Below are 12396 nucleotides of genomic sequence, written 5' to 3'. Positions count from 1 at the left end.
TGTCGGATCACTGATCCGACAGTGCTCGAGGCTCAATGCCGGACCAGTTTTTCCATGGCGGCATCCGCCAGAAAAGAGGAACGGCTTTTGACGTTGTGCTCACGCACGTAGCGGTCGATCCGCTGGATGACATAGCCGGGCAACGTCACATTGACCTTTTCGGTCTTGCCCATGTACGGCGAGATGTCCAGCTCGAGCATGCCCCAACCCATGTCCGCGAACTCCGGGTTGTTGCGATGGGTCGCCGCTGAGGTCGGCATCGGAATCGAATCACCATCCGCCGCGATTTCCTGCAGCATGATGTGGGCAATCTCGACAGCTGCGTTGTAGGCATCCTCAAACGTATCCCCGGCCGTTACCGCGCCGGGAATATCGGGGATCTGAATCCCGATGGCGGTATTCTCGTCACCCCACTCGATGCAGATTGGGTATTGCATTGTGAAATTGCCTCGCCCATTAAAGTAACTCTAGAGATACCTTTAGTAGCCTGCGGAAGGTTGTGACACAACGTTGGTTGTTTTGCAGGATGTTTTGACTACCTGTCGGCGGTGTTTCCGACGGGTAGGCTGGCCAGTGTCAAGGCGCGGGCGTTCGTTGAATATGTGCAGGGGTTGTTGGCGAAAAAACCATAAAACTCCATACTCGTTTCGTTTATTGCGATTTTCGCTTATTTCGAATAACGTTCCGGCATTCCTCATTTCCTGAGCCGGACTCGCCATGTCGACCGTTATTCATCCCTCCATCAGCCTCCCCGTAGAACGCGAAGTAAAAGCCGCCATTGAAGGGCAGCGTGCCCTGGCGGCTTACCTCGCGACCCATTTCGAGACTCAGCACATCCAGATTTTCGACGAGCAGAACGAAGCTCATCGCGTCGAACTGCCCACCTCGGCCCTGCGCTTGCTGATCGACATTCTGGCGGAACTGGCAGCCGGCAACGCGGTGCAGGTCGTACCGGTGCATGCCGAATTGACGACCCAGGAAGCCGCCGACCTCCTCAACGTCTCACGTCCACACCTCATAAAACTGCTGGAAAGCGGCGAGTTGTCCTACCACAAAACAGGCAAGCACCGACGTGTGCGTTTTGCCGATCTGATGGAATATAAGACCCGGCGCACCACCGCCAGCGAGCAGGCAATGGCGCTTCTCGCAGAGCAAGCTCAGGCGTTAAGGACAGGATACGAGTGAGGCATTCCTCTTTCACCGCTTTATATGACGCATGCGTCTTGTACCCCGCCCCCTTGAGAGACTTCCTCATGTGGCTTGCGCTCTCAGGACGATTTCGGGCGCGATGGACCCAGGAGATTCACTGCGAATGGAAACGCAATCTGCTGAAGAACCGCCGTGACCTGACGATGGAACAGCTGGATCGTACGTCCGGCCTGATGGATCAAGCGATACCCGACGCCTGTGTCCATGACTATGAAGACCTGATTGCCGGACTCAGCTTGCCCGACTGCGATGATCGTCATGTTCTGGCAGCGGCCATCCGTTGCGGCGCAAGCGTGATAGTGACGTTCAATCAGAAAGACTTTCCCTGCAAAGCGCTGGAGCCTTTCGGCATCGAAGCGCAGCATCCGGACGAGTTCGTCGACAACCTCTTGGGGCTTGATCCGGCAGCAGTGGTTGCAGCGGCCCAAAAACAGCGTCGGCAGCTGAAAATGCCTGCCATGGACGTCGAACCCTTTCTTGATCTACTGCAACGACAAGGCCTGATTAAATCGGTCCGGGCACTCAGCGGCTATCACGCGATTCTTTGAAAGCTCATTACTCCACACAGCAAAACGGCGATCCAACGATCGCCGTTTTTCATTACTCCCCGAACTGCTTGCCCAGTCCCGCCGGTACGCCGTGGATGTTGGTTTCTTCCCACGGGCCGTTGGGGCTGATCGAGCGGCTCCAGCCGTTGTTCCAGCGGTAGTAGGTGCGCTGGCGGTAGAAGGTGTTGGTCTGGTCGTCGAGCACGTACACGCCCAGTTTCTGGTCCCAGTGGCTGTTGCCGCCCGGTGGCGGGGCGAAGCTGGCGGAGGTGCGCGGGACGGGTTTGGCGGGTTTGGCCGGGATGCCCGGTTTGCTTGGCGTCGGGGTGGTCGACGGGGTCGGGCTGGGTTGTGACGGCGGGATCGGCGGCAGCCGTGTGGTGGGCTCCGGTCGTTGCACCGCACATGCGCTCAAGCCCAGGGCCAGTGTGAGGACTGTGATTCGGGCGATGGCGTTCATGGCGGTGCTTTCCTGTTGGTTCCGGCTATTTGTCCGGGCTGTCGATGGTCAGTGTCTGCGGCGTGGTGGTGCTGCTGGCCAGAGGCCCGCTGCGACCGACCCACTCACCGGCGGTCGGTTGACCGGCACGGGAGATGCGCGCAACCAGTTGGACTTCGGGGAAGTTCGACAGTTTCAATTGCGGCATCATCGCGTCGGCATCGCCCAGTTCGACGGTCACCGGCAGATCGGCGACGGTCAGGCGCTTGGCTGCCAGCGGTGCCGGCGGGCCCGAGGTAGCGCGGGCAAAAATGAACACGCTGTCACCCGGTTGCACCTTGGCTCTGAGCTCGCTGGCCAGATCCACACGCACTTTCAACAACGCCGTCGCCTTCGCCGCCGGTGCCTGGGCGACCTTGCCGCCGCTGGCTTGCAGTTTCTCGGTGGCGCGGGTAATGCCGCCCTGCAGGGCCTCGCGGGATTTGTCCTGTGGCGGCAGTTGCGCCAGCAGACGGTTCCAGTAGTCGATGGCTTCCTGATAACGCTCGCCTTCGAACGCGGCGATGCCCAACAGGCCGAGGCTGGTGACTTCCTTCGGATCGGCTTTCAGTGCTTCATCGGTCAGGGCCTGAACCTTGTCCGACCATTTTTTGTTGTCGGCAAAGTACTGGGCCTGCGCCCACTGGCCGAGCAGTTCCGGCTGTCGACCGGCGAGATTGACGGCGCGCTCGAACATCTTCGCCGCGTCCGCCGGACGATCCTGGGCCATGTAGGTGCGGCCAAGGAAATACACGCCTTCAGCCGAATCCGGTTGCGCCGCGACTGCGCGCTCCAGACGCTGGGTCATCTCTTCCATCGACTGCGGCGCCTGGGCGAATTCCCGGGTCAGTTCGACCTTGTCGCTCGCGCCAAAATGCAAATACAGACCGAGGCCCAACACCGGCACCAGCACGGCTGCCAGCAGCGGCAACGGCTTGCCCAAACGCGAAACCCGCGCCGGTGCCACACCTTCGGTATCGGCCAACAATTCACGGGCCGCTTCGGCACGGCCGCTGTCCATTTGCGCAGCGTCGAGCACGCCTTCGGCCTGCTGCGATTGCAGTTCGGCGACGCGTTCCTGATACAGCGCGACGTTGAGAGCGGTTCGATCCTCTTCACGCTGGGCGCGACGCTCACGCAGGACGGGGATCAGCAGAAAACTCAGGGCGACCAGAAGCAACAGCCCTGCAGCAAGCCAGAAATCAATCATTCTTGGTTTTTATCCAACAGTTGGTCGAGGCGCTGACGTTCTTCAGGAGACAGCGTTTGCGGCGTCTCGGCGCGCTGCCCGCGACGGCGGCGGACGATCACCGCGATCACCACGAAGCCACCCAGCAACAGGCCGGCCGGGCCGAACCATAGCAAAGCGGTCTTGGCATTGAGCGCCGGTTTGTAGCGGACGAAATCACCGTAGCGGTCGACCATGAAGTCGATAATCTGCTGATTGTCCTTGCCCTCGCCGAGCATGCGGAAAATCTCTTTGCGCAGGTCGGCGGCAATCGGCGCGTTGGAGTCGGCAATGTCCTGGTTCTGGCACTTGGGGCAGCGCAGTTCCTTGGTCAGTTCGCGAAAACGTTCGCGATCGCCTTCTTTGGCGAACTCGTAAGTATCGATGGCGGCGTGGGCCACACCGGCCAGGCTCAAGCCCAGCACCATGGCAGCTAAAAAGCGCTTCATGGCTTGGCCTCGTCGACCAGCGCCTGATACTTGGCCGCCAGTTTTTCCCGCCAGACCTGCTCGTCGATCACCCCGACGTACTTGTCGCGGATGATGCCCTTGGCGTCGATGAAGAAGGTTTCCGGCGCGCCGTAGACACCGAGGTTCAGGCCCAGGGAGCCTTCGTCGTCGCGGATGTCGAGTTGATACGGATTGTGGAACTCGGCCAGCCACTTCAACGCATCGGCGTTGGTGTCCTTGTAGTTGATGCCGTAGATCACCACGCCGCGCTCGGCGAGTTTGTTCAGCACCGGGTGCTCGACCCGGCAGGAAATGCACCACGTGCCCCAGACGTTGACCAGTGCCGGTTTGCCGAGAATGTCAGCGCGGGTCAGGGTCTTGTCGCCCTGCACCGCCGGCAGCGAAAACTCCGGGAACGGCTTGTTGATCATCGCCGACGGCAGCTCCGCCGGATCCAGGTATAGACCGCGATAAAGGAATACGGCCACCAGCAGGAAAATCGCCAATGGCACCAGCATCAACCAACGTCTCATGCAGCGGCTCCTTCCATGCCCAGCGCTTCACGCACGCGGGCTTTGACCTTGACCCGATAACGCCGATCCAGCGCCGCCAGCAGACCACCGAAACCGGTCAGCAGACCGCCGAACCAGATCCAGCGCACGAACGGTTTGACGTGAACCCGCACCGCCCAGGCGCCATCGCCCAACGGTTCGCCCAAGGCGACGTAGAGGTCGCGGGTGAAACCGGCGTCGATCCCGGCCTCGGTCATCACCGAGTTCTGCACGGTGTACAGGCGCTTTTCCGGGTGCAGCACGCTGACTTCCTGACCGTTGCGGATCACCCGGACGGTGCCCTTGTCGGAGGTGAAGTTCGGGCCTTCGAAGTGCTTGGCACCCTCGAACACGAACTGATAACCGGCCAGATCCATCGACTCGCCCGGCGCCAGGCGCAGGTCACGTTCGGCACTGTTCTGGCTCGACAACACCACGCCCAGCGCGCAGACGGCGATGCCCAGATGCGCGATCTGCATGCCCCAGTAACTGCGGGTCAGGGTCGGCAGACCTTTGATCAGACCTTTGTGGCGGGTCTTGTCGAAGATGTCGCGCACGCCGGCCAGCAACACCCAGGCCGCGAGCAGGAACGTCGCGATCACCGCCCAGTTGAAATCGCCGTAAGCGACACCGGCCACCACCGCCAGCGCAACGCTGCCCAGCAGCACCGGGGTCAGCATGCTCACCAGCCATTTCACCGGGGTGTCTTTCCAGCGCACGATCACGCCGACCGCCATCACCAGCATCAACAGCGCCATCAACGGAATGAACAGCGCGTTGAAGTATGGCGGGCCGACCGACAGCTTGGCGCCGCTGATCGCATCGAGAATCAGCGGATACAGCGTGCCGAGCAGGATCATCGACGCGGCCACCACCAACACCAGGTTGTTACCCAGCAACAGGGTTTCCCGCGACCACAGGTTGAAGCCGACCTGGCTCTTGACCACTGGCGCACGCAGCGCGAACAGGGTCAGCGAACCACCGACCACGAACAGCAGGAAGATCAGGATAAACACGCCGCGCTCGGGATCGGAGGCAAACGCGTGCACCGAGGTCAGCACGCCGGAACGCACGAGGAAGGTGCCGAGCAGGCTCAGGGAGAACGCGGCAATCGCCAGCAACACCGTCCAGCTCTTGAACACGCCACGTTTCTCGGTGACCGCCAGCGAGTGAATCAGCGCCGTGCCCACCAGCCATGGCATGAAGGAGGCGTTCTCCACCGGGTCCCAGAACCACCAACCGCCCCAGCCGAGTTCGTAGTAAGCCCACCACGAACCGAGGGTGATACCGATGCCGAGGAAGGCCCACGCGACGATGGTCCACGGACGCGACCAGCGTGCCCACGCCGCATCGAGACGACCGCCGAGCAGTGCGGCGATGGCGAACGCGAAGGCCACGGAGAAACCGACGTAACCCATGTACAGCATCGGCGGATGCACGATCAGACCGATGTCCTGCAGCAACGGATTGAGGTCACGACCGTCGGCCGGGATCTGCGGCAGGATCCGCGAAAACGGGTTGGAGGTAAGAATCAGGAACAGCAGGAAACCGGTGCTGATCATGCCCATCACCGCCAGTACGCGAGCGAGCATCACTTGCGGCAGTTGCCGCGAGAACACCGACACCGCGAAGGTCCAGCCGCCGAGGATCAACGCCCACAGCAGCAGCGACCCTTCGTGGGCGCCCCACACCGCGCTGAACTTGTAGTACCACGGCAGCGCGCTGTTGGAGTTCATCGCGACGTAAGCCACGGAGAAATCGTCGGTCATGAAGGCGTAGGTCAGGCAACCGAAGGCGAACAGCAGAAATGCGAACTGCCCCCACGTCGCCGGCTGCGCCAGGCCCATCCACAGACGGTCGCCGCGCCAGGCACCGAGCAACGGCACCACGGCCTGCACCAGCGCGAAACACAGCGCCAGAATCATGGCCAGATGGCCGAGCTCGGGAATGAAAATGCTGGATGTCATCGATCAACCCTCCTTCGCAGGGGTTGGTGCGGATTGGCCGCTGTCCTTCAGGGCTTTGGTCACTTCCGGCGGCATGTATTTCTCGTCGTGTTTGGCCAGTACTTCATCGGCGACCACCACGCCATCGGCGTTGAGCTTGCCGAGCGCGACGATGCCCTGCCCTTCGCGGAACAAGTCCGGCAGGATCCCGCGATAGGTGATGGTCACGGATTTGTTGAAGTCGGTGACCACGAATTTGACGTCCAGCGAATCCGTCGAGCGCTGCAGCGAGCCCTTCTCGACCATGCCGCCGGCGCGGATGCGGGTGTCCTGCGGCGCTTCGCCGTTGGCGATCTGGGTCGGGGTGTAAAACAGGTTGATGTTCTGCTGCAGGGCGCTCAAAGCCAGGCCGACGGCAGCGCCGACCCCGACCAGAATTGCCAGGATGATGATCAGACGCTTTTTACGCAGCGGATTCACTTGCCGTTCTCCCGGCGCAGACGACGCGCCTCTTGTTGCAGATAACGCTTGCGGGCCGCGATCGGCGCCACCACGTTGAGGATCAGTACCGCCAGACAGATGCCGTAGGCCGACCAGACATACAGGCCGTGATGGCCCATGGCGAGGAAGTCGCCGAATGACGCGAAACTCATCGAGCGGCCTCCAGGCTGTTCTGCACTTCTTCTTTCACCCAACTGGCGCGGGCTTCGCGCTTGAGCACTTCAAGGCGCATGCGCAGCAACAGCACGGCGCCGAAGAAACAGTAGAAACCCAGCACCGTCAGCAGCAGCGGCAGCCACATCTCGACGGGCATCGCCGGTTTTTCGGTGAGGGTGAAAGTCGCGCCCTGGTGCAGGGTGTTCCACCACTCCACCGAGTATTTGATGATCGGAATGTTGATCACACCGACGATGGCCAGCACCGCGCAGGCCTTGGCGGCGCTGTCGCGGTTGCTGATGGCGTTGCCCAGCGCGATCACGCCGAAATACAGGAACAGCAGAATCAGCATCGAGGTCAGCCGCGCGTCCCAAACCCACCACGAACCCCAGGTCGGCTTGCCCCAGATCGCCCCGGTGACCAGCGCCACGGCGGTCATCCACGCGCCGATCGGTGCGGCGCATTGCAGGGCGACGTCGGCCAGTTTCATCTTCCACACCAGCCCGACCACGCCGCACACCGCCAGCATCACGTAGATCGACTGAGCGAGCATCGCGGCGGGTACGTGGATATAGATGATGCGAAAGCTGTTGCCTTGCTGATAGTCCGGCGGCGCGAAGGCCAGGCCCCAGATGACGCCAACGGAGATCAGCAACAACGCTGCGATGCTCAACCACGGCAGCAACTTGCTGCTGATGCCGTAGAACCACTTGGGCGAGCCGAGCTTGTGAAACCAGGTCCAGTTCATACTGTTTCCATCACGGTGCCGCTCATCGGTGTGAGCAGTCTCAGGGTCTTTGCTGGTTAAATTTTAACCAGACCTCATTATTCGCCGACGCTGATCTTCAGGCCAGCAGCTATTGCAAAGGGTGTCAGGGTTATTGCCAGGGCGGTCAGGCTACCAAGCCACAACAGATAACCAATCGCCGGCATGCCCTGCAACGCCGCCTGCAAGGCGCCACTGCCCAGGATCAACACCGGGATGTACAACGGCAGAATCAGCAGCGCCAGCAACAGGCCACCGCGTTTCAGACCGACCGTCAGCGCCGCGCCCACCGCGCCGAGCAAGCTCAGCACCGGTGTTCCCAGCAGCAACGAAAGCAGCAATACCGGCAGACACGCAGCCGGCAACCCGAGCATCAGCGCCAGTAACGGCGAGAGCAAAACCAGTGCCAGCCCGGAAAAAAGCCAGTGTGCCAGCACCTTGGCCAATACCAGAAGTGGCAGGGGGTGCGGCGAAAGGACCCACTGTTCAAGGGAGCCATCTTCGAAATCACTGCGGAAAAGCCCGTCCAGCGAGAGCAGGACCGACAATAATGCCGCCACCCAGACTAACCCCGGGGACAAGTTTTGCAATACTTGAGTTTCCGGTCCGACGGCCAGCGGGAACAGCGCGATGACGATGGCGAAGAAAATCAGCGGATTGGCCAGCTCCGCCGGGCGGCGGAACAGCAGTCGGGATTCACGGGCAACCAGCAGGCCGAACACACTCATACCGCCCAATTCCCCAGATCGATGTCGCGATAACCGGCCGGCATACGGCTCAGCGTGTGGTGCGTGGTGAGCACCACCAGCCCTCCCCGTTCGCAATGCCCGGCCAGGTGTTCTTCAAGCTGTGCCACGCCCTGCTTGTCCAGCGCGGTGAACGGTTCGTCGAGAATCCACAACGGCGGGCTGTCCAGATACAACCGCGCCAGTGCCACGCGGCGCTGCTGGCCGGCGGACAGACTGTGGCAGGGAACATCCTCAAAACCGCGCAATCCAACCGCCGCCAGGGCCTGCCAGATCGCGTCGCGTTCGGCGGGTTGATGCAGGGCGCAGAGCCAGGCGAGGTTTTCTTCCGGCGTAAGCAGATCCTTGATCCCGGCGGCATGGCCGATCCACAGCAGGTTGCGCGCCAGCTCGCTGCGTTGCTCGCCCAGCGGCTTGCCGTTGAGCAGTACCTGACCGTCGGTCGGCTGCATCAGACCGGCCAGCAAACGCAGCAGGCTGGTCTTGCCGCTGCCGTTGGGGCCGCTGATCTGCACCATATCGCCACTGGCCAGTCTCAATTCGAGATTGTCGAAGAGCAGTCTGAGATCACGTTCACACGCGAGGGCAACGGTTTGCAGGACAGGACTGGTCAAGGGTTCACGGGCCTTATACGGTTCAAGTCGGCTCTGGCGCGGCCGTTAAAGAGTTGCAGCATAGATGCATTGACGGCTCGATCTAGAGAGCTGCGTCAAACAATTGCAATGTTTTCGCCACTCCTGGAACGACGGGCGGCATTATACATGTCGCCATCCTCTCTCCAGAGTGCATTTTCCTCAGGTTGTGTCCGCGTATGACAGGCGAAATGAACATCCTCCCGCTCCCGCCCACCACCCCGGCGACCGTTCGCCCGCAGGTGGGTGAGCTGCTGAAGTTGCTGACGCCGGTCGACGGGCTGATTGCCGCCGGCCAGAGTGCCAAGGCCGAGGTGTTGTCGCTCAAGCAGGCGGATCAGACCTTTCAGTTACTGCTCAAGGTGACGCTGGACAGCGGCCGTCAGACCACCGTGCAGGCGACCAGCAATCTGCCGCTGCCTCAAGGCACCAGCCTGGCGATCACCCAGCCGTCGGCGGGCAATCTGGCGATCACCGTGCAACAGGCCATCGCCAGCAGCGTCGCCACCCTCACCCGCATCGACACCGCGCAACTGCCGGTCGGCACGCTGCTGCAAGGCAAGGTGCTGACGGCTCAGGTCTTGCCGCAGGTACCGGGCCAACCGACGGTGTACCGCTCGATGGTCAGCCTGCTCAACACCGCACTGAGCGGCAGCACCCTGAGCATCGACAGCCCGCAACCGTTGCGTATCGGCACCTTGCTGTCGGCGCTGGTGCAGGACTCGCAGACCCTGAAGTTCCTGCCGCTGAGTAATCGCCAGGAACAACTGGCGGTCAGCCAGCAACTGGTCAGTCAGCAAAGCCGTCAGGGCTCGCTCGACGGCTTGCTGAAAATGCTCCAGAGCCTGCCCCCCGCCACCGATCAGACGTCCCAGGATTTGCGCGCCGCCGTGGACAAACTGCTCGCCAACCTGCCGGACGTGCAACAACTCAGCACTCCAAAAGGTCTGGCCCAGGCGCTGGCCAACAGCGGCGTGTTCCTCGAAACCAAACTGCTGACCGGGCAGACCCCGACGCTGGCCCCGGACATGAAAGCCGATCTGCTCAAGCTGATCGCCCAAATCACTCCCGGCCTGCCCGGCAACACCAACCTGAACGCAATTATCGCCGCCAACACGCTGGCCCAGGCATTGCCGAGCTTTGTGCGCAACGCCCTCGGCATGCTCGGTCAGGTCAGCGCGAAACCGGTGCCGAGCAGTTTCCCGCTGCCCGACCGGCTGCTGCAAAGTCTGGAAGGTGAAGGCGATCTGGAACATTTGCTGCGCCTCGCCGCAGCTGCCGTGTCGCGTCTGCAAAGTCATCAGCTGTCGAGTCTGGAACAGACCGGCGTGACCGACGACGGCCGCCTGCTCAGCACCTGGCAACTGGAAATCCCGATGCGCAATATGCAGGACATCGTGCCGTTGCAGGTCAAGTTCCAGCGCGAAGAAGCGCCGGAGAAACAGGAAGCGAACGAGCAGCGCCGCGATGAGCGCGAACCGAAACAACAACTGTGGCGCGTCGATCTGGCGTTCGACATGGAACCGCTGGGGCCAATGCAGATTCAGGCGCAATTGATCAGCGGCAGCCTGTCCAGTCAGCTATGGGCCGAGCGGCCGTACACCGCGAGCCTGATCGAAAGCAACCTGACCGCCCTGCGTCAGCGCCTGCTGGATTCCGGGCTGAACGTCGGCGACATCGACTGCCACCTCGGCACCCCGCCGCAAGGCATCCAAACCCGCCTCGAACACCGCTGGGTCGACGAAACCGCATGAATGACACCACCGCTCCACGCCAGGCCATCGCCCTCAAATACGACGGCAGCCACGCCCCGACCCTCACCGCCAAGGGCGACGAAGAACTGGCCGAAGAAATCCTGCGGATCGCCCGCGACTGTGAAGTGCCGATCTACGAGAACGCCGAGCTGGTGAAGTTGCTGGCGCGGATGGAACTGGGCGACAGCATCCCCGAAGAGCTGTACCGCACGATCGCCGAGATCATCGCGTTCGCCTGGAACCTCAAGGGCAAGTTCCCGGCGGGACACAACCCGGATGCACCGATGGTCGAGAAGGACGTCACCGAACGCGGCGACGATTACTGAAGGCAAAAAAAAACGCAGTCATCGATGACTGCGTTTTTTTTCGCTGATTGTTCCCACGCTCTGCGTGGGAACACCCGCCCGTGAGGCTCTGCGTCACCCATCACACGCGGAACGCGGAGCGTCCCAAGATGCATTCCCACGCAGAGCGTGGGAACGATCTCGGTGTGACAACTAGTTCTTGTGCAGCTTGCGCATCAACTCCGCCTCAGCCTGGGTCAACCCGCAGGACTGGGTCAGCTCATCGACGCTCGCGCCCATCCCGACCAGTTTCGCCGCCTGGGCGAATGACAGGCTGGAAGGATCGCGCTGTTCGAGCTGGGCGAGTTTGTCCGGGATCGGACCGACCACCGAGCGCAGCTCGTGCAGGGCTTCGCCCATGCGCACGTTGCCGTTCTGGTAATCGTCGACACGCTTGGCCAGGTCCTTGATGCGCTGATCACGCAGCGCATCGCCCTGGGCCTGCTGCGCAGCGATCACGCGCTGCGCCTTGATGTACGCCAGAAACATCGCCAGCGTGCCTGCCCAGAACAGGAACAGGACAATGACCGCTACCTCGAGAATCAATCAGATGTTCTCCAGTTCCGACCATTCTTCTTCGCTCATCATCTTGTCCAGCTCGACCAGGATCAGCAACTCGTTGTTCTTGTTGCACACGCCCTGGATGAACTTGGCCGACTCTTCGTTACCGACGTTCGGTGCGGTCTCGATTTCCGACTGACGCAGGTAAACCACTTCAGCCACGCTGTCGACCATGATGCCAACGACTTGCTTGTCGGCTTCGATGATGACGATACGGGTGTTGTCGCTGATCTCACCGCTCATCAGGCCGAAGCGCTGACGGGTATCGATCACCGTCACCACGTTGCCGCGCAGGTTGATGATGCCCAGCACGTAGCTTGGCGCACCCGGAACCGGAGCGATCTCGGTGTAGCGCAGGACTTCCTGAACGCGCATCACGTTGATGCCGTAGGTTTCGTTGTCCAGCTTGAAGGTCACCCATTGCAGGATCGGATCTTCGGAACCCTTTGCCGCCGTAGCCTTGTCGTTCATACCCTAGCCCCTCGAAATACCGCAATGGCGGTGTGTGTCTCGTGTGCCGGCGGTGA

At 61.6% G+C, this 12396-nt stretch carries 17 protein-coding genes and 1 pseudogene; 5 read left to right on the top strand and 13 right to left on the bottom strand.

What is annotated here, in order from left to right; all coding sequences use genetic code 11:
- Positions 1-32 precede the first annotated feature (32 nt).
- Complete coding sequence (locus tag LOY31_RS08140; protein WP_085666700.1) at positions 33-437, bottom strand: type II toxin-antitoxin system HicB family antitoxin; 405 nt, start codon at positions 435-437, stop codon at positions 33-35.
- A 102-nt stretch (positions 438-539) separates the two neighbouring features.
- Here LOY31_RS08140 and LOY31_RS08135 point away from each other — a divergent pair.
- The 3 genes and pseudogenes from LOY31_RS08135 to LOY31_RS08125 all read left to right on the top strand — a co-directional run.
- Positions 540-632, top strand: a pseudogene (locus tag LOY31_RS08135) (LysR family transcriptional regulator); the annotation flags it as partial.
- A gap of 85 nt (positions 633-717) precedes the next feature.
- Entirely contained in the window at positions 718-1185 is a 468-nt protein-coding gene (locus LOY31_RS08130; RefSeq protein WP_221534216.1) for a helix-turn-helix domain-containing protein, read from the top strand.
- Positions 1182-1757 (top strand): PIN domain-containing protein, encoded by a 576-nt coding sequence (locus LOY31_RS08125; RefSeq protein WP_221534218.1) that lies wholly within the window; start codon positions 1182-1184, stop codon positions 1755-1757. The genes LOY31_RS08130 and LOY31_RS08125 overlap by 4 nt, the downstream gene beginning before the upstream one ends.
- A gap of 52 nt (positions 1758-1809) precedes the next feature.
- On the opposite strand, the gene LOY31_RS08120 is transcribed toward LOY31_RS08125, so the two are convergent.
- The 10 genes from LOY31_RS08120 to ccmA form a co-directional block, all read right to left on the bottom strand.
- Positions 1810-2217, bottom strand: coding sequence for a hypothetical protein (locus LOY31_RS08120; protein WP_085605822.1), 408 nt, complete (start codon positions 2215-2217; stop codon positions 1810-1812).
- A 25-nt stretch (positions 2218-2242) separates the two neighbouring features.
- Positions 2243-3445, bottom strand: a complete 1203-nt coding sequence (ccmI, locus tag LOY31_RS08115; RefSeq protein WP_221534219.1) for a c-type cytochrome biogenesis protein CcmI — start codon at positions 3443-3445, stop codon at positions 2243-2245.
- Entirely contained in the window at positions 3442-3912 is a 471-nt protein-coding gene (locus LOY31_RS08110) for a cytochrome c-type biogenesis protein (protein WP_221534220.1), read from the bottom strand. The genes ccmI and LOY31_RS08110 overlap by 4 nt, the downstream gene beginning before the upstream one ends.
- Positions 3909-4445: a DsbE family thiol:disulfide interchange protein gene (locus LOY31_RS08105; RefSeq protein WP_085611514.1), complete on the bottom strand. Its 537-nt coding sequence runs from the start codon at positions 4443-4445 to the stop codon at positions 3909-3911. Before LOY31_RS08105 ends, LOY31_RS08110 begins: the two co-directional genes overlap by 4 nt.
- A complete protein-coding gene (locus LOY31_RS08100; protein WP_258713090.1) occupies positions 4442-6430 on the bottom strand; it encodes a heme lyase CcmF/NrfE family subunit in 1989 nt (662 codons plus the stop codon). The genes LOY31_RS08105 and LOY31_RS08100 overlap by 4 nt, the downstream gene beginning before the upstream one ends.
- A gap of 3 nt (positions 6431-6433) precedes the next feature.
- On the bottom strand, positions 6434-6889 hold the full coding sequence (gene ccmE, locus LOY31_RS08095; RefSeq protein ID WP_011333086.1) for a cytochrome c maturation protein CcmE: 456 nt from the start codon (positions 6887-6889) through the stop codon (positions 6434-6436).
- Complete coding sequence (ccmD, locus tag LOY31_RS08090) at positions 6886-7062, bottom strand: heme exporter protein CcmD (protein ID WP_003222944.1); 177 nt, start codon at positions 7060-7062, stop codon at positions 6886-6888. The genes ccmE and ccmD overlap by 4 nt, the downstream gene beginning before the upstream one ends.
- Positions 7059-7814: a heme ABC transporter permease gene (locus LOY31_RS08085; protein ID WP_007959237.1), complete on the bottom strand. Its 756-nt coding sequence runs from the start codon at positions 7812-7814 to the stop codon at positions 7059-7061. The genes ccmD and LOY31_RS08085 overlap by 4 nt, the downstream gene beginning before the upstream one ends.
- Before the next feature lie 77 nt (positions 7815-7891).
- A complete protein-coding gene (gene ccmB, locus LOY31_RS08080; protein ID WP_007959235.1) occupies positions 7892-8560 on the bottom strand; it encodes a heme exporter protein CcmB in 669 nt (222 codons plus the stop codon).
- Positions 8557-9192 carry a cytochrome c biogenesis heme-transporting ATPase CcmA gene (gene ccmA / locus LOY31_RS08075; RefSeq protein WP_007959232.1) on the bottom strand — a complete coding sequence of 212 codons (636 nt, stop codon included), beginning with the start codon at positions 9190-9192 and terminating at the stop codon, positions 8557-8559. The genes ccmB and ccmA overlap by 4 nt, the downstream gene beginning before the upstream one ends.
- A 197-nt stretch (positions 9193-9389) precedes the next feature.
- Here ccmA and LOY31_RS08070 point away from each other — a divergent pair, with 197 nt between their 5' ends.
- On the top strand, positions 9390-10964 hold the full coding sequence (locus tag LOY31_RS08070; protein WP_258713089.1) for a flagellar hook-length control protein FliK: 1575 nt from the start codon (positions 9390-9392) through the stop codon (positions 10962-10964).
- Positions 10961-11290: an EscU/YscU/HrcU family type III secretion system export apparatus switch protein gene (locus tag LOY31_RS08065; RefSeq protein WP_007959228.1), complete on the top strand. Its 330-nt coding sequence runs from the start codon at positions 10961-10963 to the stop codon at positions 11288-11290. The genes LOY31_RS08070 and LOY31_RS08065 overlap by 4 nt, the downstream gene beginning before the upstream one ends.
- Before the next feature lie 171 nt (positions 11291-11461).
- Here the strand turns inward: LOY31_RS08065 and LOY31_RS08060 are convergent, their stop codons facing one another.
- Together LOY31_RS08060 and LOY31_RS08055 are read right to left on the bottom strand one after the other, a co-directional pair.
- On the bottom strand, positions 11462-11854 hold the full coding sequence (locus LOY31_RS08060) for a DUF2802 domain-containing protein (RefSeq protein ID WP_085605812.1): 393 nt from the start codon (positions 11852-11854) through the stop codon (positions 11462-11464).
- The gene (locus LOY31_RS08055) at positions 11855-12340 is read right to left on the bottom strand and encodes a chemotaxis protein CheW (protein WP_007959223.1); all 486 of its coding nucleotides are present in this window, start codon (positions 12338-12340) and stop codon (positions 11855-11857) included.
- Between the last annotated feature and the right edge of the window lie 56 nt (positions 12341-12396).

The sequence above is a fragment of the Pseudomonas sp. B21-021 genome, from assembly GCF_024749205.1.
Taxonomy (GTDB): domain Bacteria; phylum Pseudomonadota; class Gammaproteobacteria; order Pseudomonadales; family Pseudomonadaceae; genus Aquipseudomonas; species Aquipseudomonas paraglycinae.
Note: the sequence above shows the minus strand (reverse complement) of the source record. Positions and strands in the feature narration are given on the sequence as shown.

Coding starts and splice junctions, on each gene's coding strand:
- LOY31_RS08140 (WP_085666700.1), bottom strand. CDS start 437: ATGCAATACCCAATCTGCATCGAGTGGGGTGACGAGAATACCGCCATC.
- LOY31_RS08130 (WP_221534216.1), top strand. CDS start 718: ATGTCGACCGTTATTCATCCCTCCATCAGCCTCCCCGTAGAACGCGAA.
- LOY31_RS08120 (WP_085605822.1), bottom strand. CDS start 2,217: ATGAACGCCATCGCCCGAATCACAGTCCTCACACTGGCCCTGGGCTTG.
- ccmI (WP_221534219.1), bottom strand. CDS start 3,445: ATGATTGATTTCTGGCTTGCTGCAGGGCTGTTGCTTCTGGTCGCCCTG.
- LOY31_RS08110 (WP_221534220.1), bottom strand. CDS start 3,912: ATGAAGCGCTTTTTAGCTGCCATGGTGCTGGGCTTGAGCCTGGCCGGT.
- LOY31_RS08105 (WP_085611514.1), bottom strand. CDS start 4,445: ATGAGACGTTGGTTGATGCTGGTGCCATTGGCGATTTTCCTGCTGGTG.
- LOY31_RS08100 (WP_258713090.1), bottom strand. CDS start 6,430: ATGACATCCAGCATTTTCATTCCCGAGCTCGGCCATCTGGCCATGATT.
- ccmD (WP_003222944.1), bottom strand. CDS start 7,062: ATGAGTTTCGCGTCATTCGGCGACTTCCTCGCCATGGGCCATCACGGC.
- LOY31_RS08085 (WP_007959237.1), bottom strand. CDS start 7,814: ATGAACTGGACCTGGTTTCACAAGCTCGGCTCGCCCAAGTGGTTCTAC.
- ccmB (WP_007959235.1), bottom strand. CDS start 8,560: ATGAGTGTGTTCGGCCTGCTGGTTGCCCGTGAATCCCGACTGCTGTTC.
- LOY31_RS08070 (WP_258713089.1), top strand. CDS start 9,390: ATGACAGGCGAAATGAACATCCTCCCGCTCCCGCCCACCACCCCGGCG.
- LOY31_RS08065 (WP_007959228.1), top strand. CDS start 10,961: ATGAATGACACCACCGCTCCACGCCAGGCCATCGCCCTCAAATACGAC.
- LOY31_RS08055 (WP_007959223.1), bottom strand. CDS start 12,340: ATGAACGACAAGGCTACGGCGGCAAAGGGTTCCGAAGATCCGATCCTG.